This is a genomic window from Azospirillum sp. B506 (assembly GCF_000333595.1).
In the GTDB taxonomy this organism is placed as follows: Bacteria; Pseudomonadota; Alphaproteobacteria; order Azospirillales; family Azospirillaceae; genus Azospirillum.
On sequence record NZ_BADK01001084.1, the window covers coordinates 1 to 3303 of the forward strand.

The 3303-nt window shown below is 66.9% G+C and carries 4 protein-coding genes; 1 reads left to right on the forward strand and 3 read right to left on the reverse strand.

Annotated elements, in window-relative coordinates; translation table 11 throughout:
• A partial coding sequence (prmB, locus tag I71_RS33415) for a 50S ribosomal protein L3 N(5)-glutamine methyltransferase (protein WP_042704443.1) occupies positions 1 to 823 on the forward strand: 823 nt, incomplete at its 5' end.
• Between the two features lie 320 nt (positions 824 to 1143).
• Here prmB and I71_RS33420 read toward each other — a convergent pair.
• The 3 genes from I71_RS33420 to I71_RS33430 all read right to left on the reverse strand — a co-directional run bounded on the left by I71_RS33420 (position 1144) and on the right by I71_RS33430 (position 2851).
• The gene (locus I71_RS33420; RefSeq protein ID WP_042704446.1) at positions 1144 to 1746 is read right to left on the reverse strand and encodes a GNAT family N-acetyltransferase; all 603 of its coding nucleotides are present in this window, start codon (positions 1744 to 1746) and stop codon (positions 1144 to 1146) included.
• Positions 1747 to 1834: 88 nt separating this feature from the next.
• The gene (locus I71_RS33425) at positions 1835 to 2290 is read right to left on the reverse strand and encodes a MarR family winged helix-turn-helix transcriptional regulator (RefSeq protein WP_042704448.1); all 456 of its coding nucleotides are present in this window, start codon (positions 2288 to 2290) and stop codon (positions 1835 to 1837) included.
• Between the two features lie 141 nt (positions 2291 to 2431).
• Positions 2432 to 2851 carry an organic hydroperoxide resistance protein gene (locus tag I71_RS33430; RefSeq protein ID WP_042704450.1) on the reverse strand — a complete coding sequence of 140 codons (420 nt, stop codon included), beginning with the start codon at positions 2849 to 2851 and terminating at the stop codon, positions 2432 to 2434.
• Positions 2852 to 3303: the final 452 nt, after the last annotated feature.

Below are 3303 nucleotides of genomic sequence, written 5' to 3' on the forward strand. Positions count from 1 at the left end.
CGGCACCACCACCGCCTTCGACGAGGCGGTGTTCCTGGTGCTGGAGACGCTGCATCTGCCGGTCGACCAGCTCGACCCCTATCTCGACGCCCGCCTGACCGCGGCGGAGCGCGAGGCGGTGGCCGGCATCCTCCATGCCCGCATCGACACCCGCAAGCCGGCGCCCTATCTGCTGAACAAGGCCTATATCCAGGGCATTCCCTTCTATGTGGACGAACGGGTGATCGTCCCGCGCTCCTACATCGGCGAGTTGCTGTTCTCCGACCTGTTCGGCGGCGACGACTTCACGCTGGTGGAGGACCCGACCTCGGTCGAACGGGTGCTGGATCTCTGCACCGGCTCCGGCTGCCTCGCCATCCTGGCCGCCCGCATCTTCCCCGAGGCGCAGATCGACGCCGTCGACCTGTCGCCCGACGCGCTGGAGGTGGCGAAGCGCAACGTCGCCGACAGCGGGTTCGAGGACCGCATCGCCCTGCATCACGGCGATCTGTTCGCCCCGCTGAAGACGCGGAAATACGACGTCATCATCACCAACCCGCCCTATGTCGATGCCGAGGCGATGGACGCCCTGCCGCCGGAATTCCGTGCCGAGCCGGAAATGGCGCTGGCCGGCGGTCACGACGGTCTGGACATCGTCCGCCGCATCCTGAAGGAGGCGCCAAAGCACCTGACGCCGGAAGGCGGCCTGCTGTGCGAGTTCGGCACCGGCCGCGAGATCCTGGAGGCGGAATATCCGCATCTGGATTTCCTGTGGCTGCAGACCGCCAACAGCTTCGGCGAGGTGTTCTGGCTGACCAGGGATCAATTGAAGGCAGGGAAGTGACTGCAAGGGGAAGGGTTGGGGAGGGAGCTGACGCCACCCCAGGGAACCCTTCCCCGGCCCACCCGGTTGCCCCCTCACGATGCTGCGCCGCAGCAGCCGCCTGAGACGACCATCGCCCTGACCCTTTGCCGGGCTGGCCGTCGTCAACAGGTTGGCGGCGCGGGCGGCGGAGCGCCGCCATCCTCAGGACAGCCGGTTCCTCACCGGCGACGGCGTCCGTCTGCATGACAGGAAAGCTGGCGAAGGCAGGCCGGTCGTGCTGTTGCACGGCAACGACTCCGCTCCTGACGATACGCTGGCGAGCGGCCTGTACCAGCGGCTCACAGATAGCGCCGCAGCAGGATGCTGCCGCCCCGGTGCGGCAGCCGGGGATGCCAGGGGATGGCGGCGCGGCCGATCTCCTCGAAGCCCTCGCCGGCATAGAGGCGGCGGGCCGGTTCGTTGTCGGCCCAGACATGCAGGGTGACGCGATCGAAGCCGCCGCTGCGCGCCCGCTCGTAGAACCAGCCGAGCAGCCGCGCGGCGACACCGTGGCGCCGCTGATCCGGATCGACCGCCAGCGCCGACAGGAAATAGCTGCCCCAATCCAGCGTTTCGGAGAATTCGCCCATATGGGCAACCCGGTCGGGAGGCAGGCCGCTGTAATCCTCCGTCCGGATCCAGTCGGTGGGATAACCGTGAGCAATGCCGATCACCCGCCCGTCGCGTTCCGCAACGCCGCTCTGCCGGTGCGACAGCGATCCGCTGCGCCCGGCCAGCCCCGGCATCAGCATTTCCACCGCCGTCATCCCCGGTATCAGCCCATCGAGCAGAAATTCATAGACCCCGCCCCCGGCGATATCGATCAGCCGGGCAAGCTCCGGCGCGTCGTCCGCGTCGGCCGGTCGGAGGTGAAGCTGGTCGTCTGGCAATGCGGAGTTCACGGCGGAGAACCTTCAACGGAACATGCGGCCGATTAGAAAAGGCCCTGCCGCCACCGATTTCCAGCCCGAACTGCACAAAAGCCCCAAGTCAATCCTGATCGGCGGCCCGGTTGAGGTCGTCGCGCAGCCGCAGCAGCGAATCACGAAGCGACATCAGCTCGCCGGCCGAGCAGCCGGCGGCGGCGGCGATCCGCGGCGGCAGGCGTTCGGCCTGTGCGCGCAGGGCCGACCCATCGGCGGTCAGGCCGACTCGCACCAGCCGTTCGTCCTGCGGATCGCGGCTGCGGGTGAGCAGCCCCTGTCCTTCCATCCGCTTCAGCAGCGGAGTGAGCGTGCCGCTGTCCAGCCCGAGCCGTTCGCCAAGAACCTTCATCGACTGCCCATCCTCCTCCCACAGCAGCAGCATGATCAGATACTGCGGATAGGTCAGGCCAAGCTGGTCGAGCATAGGTCGATAGACCCGGCTCATCGCCAGATGGGCGGAATAGAGCGCGAAGCAGGCCTGGTTGGAGAGCAGAAGCGGATCGTCCTTGTCGACTGCCATGATGTCAGACCCTTGAAAAGACGGCGCGCCGCCGGGATGCCGCGCGTCGGTCGATCGTGCGGCCTGCACAATCGCGCGCAACAGCCCGGCGGCGCAATGCCGAAGACTTTTCGCCTCGGGCGATGGTCTCAGGCCCGGTCCTCAGGCAACGGTCGTGGTGACCGGGATGTTGCCCTTGGTGGCGTGGCTGTAGGGGCAAACCTTGTGGGCGCGGGCCAGCAGATCCTCGGCGGCAGCCTTGTCCATGCCCGGCAGCGAAACCACGAAGTCGACCGTCAGGCCGAAGCCTTCGCCGTCGTCGCGCGCACCGATGCCGACCTTGGCATTGACCGTCAGATCGGCCGGAACAGCGATCTTGTCGCGGTTGCCGACGAACTTGATGGCGCCGATGAAGCAGGCGGAATAGCCGGCGGCGAACAGTTGCTCGGGGTTGGTAGCCCCACCCTGACCGCCCAATTCCTTCGGCGCAGCCAGCGCGACCGACAACAGGCCGTCCTCGCTGACGGCCTTGCCGTCACGGCCACCGGTGGCGGTCACTTTGGTCGAATACAGGGTCTTCATGACGTGTGCTCCTTCGTTGAGTGGTGAGTAGCGGCTTTTTGGCTTCCGGGGCGGCGGTACGAGCCGGTGCCCGTCGATCTCGTGAGAGAGACTATCGCGCACAATTCGATTGCGCGCAATCATTTTGATTGTGCGCTACTCGATTGTGCGCAATGCGTCTGGCGCATGGCGTTGCCCGAACGCTGCGGCGTCGCCGCGCCGGCATCGGTCGGACGTCATGATCGCGCCTGGCAGGCCGCTGCCGGTTCGATCGGCGGCGCGCATGGCGCAGAACCGGCGGAGCAGCACCGGCAAAGGCCCCCGACCGCTCGAACGCCTCCTATTCGGCAACCCTGAGGTCCACCTTCCCGCGCCGCTCGTCGGTTCTGCGCCCCATGGTGATGTTCTTCGGCGCCCGCACATCCCGGTTTCGCCAAGTCCAGCATTCGCCGGTCTCATCCGGAAACAAACCC

What these genes read in the sequence shown, in the direction of transcription:
- I71_RS33430 (WP_042704450.1), bottom strand. Translation starts at nt 2,851, where the DNA reads ATGAAGACCCTGTATTCGACCAAAGTGACCGCCACCGGTGGCCGTGAC.
- I71_RS33425 (WP_042704448.1), bottom strand. Translation starts at nt 2,290, where the DNA reads ATGGCAGTCGACAAGGACGATCCGCTTCTGCTCTCCAACCAGGCCTGC.